Annotated in this window: 1 protein-coding gene; it reads left to right on the top strand. The window is 44.7% G+C overall.

From position 1 onward, the window contains the following. Positions 1-63: 63 nt before the first annotated feature. Positions 64-1,253, top strand: a protein-coding gene (locus CXF61_RS12210; RefSeq protein ID WP_101210725.1) for an IS3 family transposase whose coding sequence is annotated in 2 segments (ribosomal slippage) — positions 64-322 and positions 322-1,253 — 1,191 coding nt in all. Because the reading frame shifts where the segments join, the coding sequence is not laid out codon by codon here. Positions 1,254-1,265 lie beyond the last annotated feature (12 nt).

Raw genomic sequence — 1,265 nt, 5'->3', positions numbered from 1 at the left:
TAGTGGCATAATAAAATTGGACAGCTTCTAAGAGGTTATAATAACCCAAAGAAGGAAACTAGTATGACCAACAATCGCAATCAATATACCCGAGAATTCAAGCTTGAAGCCATCAGCTTAGTGACTGAGCATAAGCGTAAAATACCTGATGTAGCAAGCTCACTTGGCATTGGCAAATCCACCCTGCAGAAATGGCTGAGTCAGTATCGACAAGAAACGAATGGCCAAGCACCTAAAGTCGGCAACGCTTTAACGGATGAACAACGCGAGCTACAAGAATTGCGTAAGCAGGTTAAGCGACTCACTATGGAGCGCGACATATTAAAAAAGGCTTCTGCTCTGCTGGCCTTGGACAGCCTGAACGGCTATCGCTGATAAGCAAGCTTGCAGAGCAAGACAAAAGCGTCAGTAAACGCCGACTATGTGACTTATTTGGCATCATTAAAAGCAGCTACTACTATGGCACACAGACTAAGCCTATCGATATTGAACGTGTCAAACTCAAAGCCTTGATACGTCAAATATTCAATGACTCCAAACAATCAGCTGGAGCTCGCACCATTGTCGCCATCCTGTGGAATGAGCACAGTATTAGGCTAACGCGTTACTTAGCTGCCAAGATTATGAAGCAAATGAAACTGGTCAGTTGCCAGCTCAAGACCCACAAATACAAGCACGCTGATCAGGAACATAAAACCCATGACAACCTTTTAAAACGCAGATTTAGCCCAACGGCGCCCAACCAAGTCTGGACGGGCGATGTCACTTATATTCGCATTAAAGGCGGCTGGTGTTACCTAGCCGTTGTTTTAGACCTGTACGCCCGTCGTGTGGTGGGCTTTAGTGTCTCAGACTCACCCGATAGTATTCTGACAGGTAACGCTCTGAAAATGGCGTATCAGACGAGACTCAAACCAAGTGGTGTGTTATTTCACTCAGATCAGGGCACGCATTACACCAGTAAGAAATTTGCTGAATCAATCGATGATTGCGACGGTATGACACAGAGTATGAGCCGTCGTGGAAATTGTTGGGATAACGCCCCAACTGAGCGCTTCTTTAGAAGCTTCAAAACAGAGTGGATGCCAAAGGGCGGTTATGAGAATATCGCTGAGGCTAAAAGTGCCATTAGTGATTATATCTGGGGCTACTATCAAACCGTGAGACCGCACACTTTCAACAATTATTTAACACCAGCTGAAACAGAAAGACGTTACTTTAATCAAAACCTCTTATCAGGTGTCCTAAATTAGTTGACCACTACA

Source organism: Psychrobacter sp. 4Dc (assembly GCF_002836715.1).
In the GTDB taxonomy this organism is placed as follows: Bacteria; Pseudomonadota; Gammaproteobacteria; order Pseudomonadales; family Moraxellaceae; genus Psychrobacter.
The sequence above is the reverse complement of the archived record's forward strand: the minus strand, read 5'-3'. Positions and strand labels throughout refer to the sequence as shown.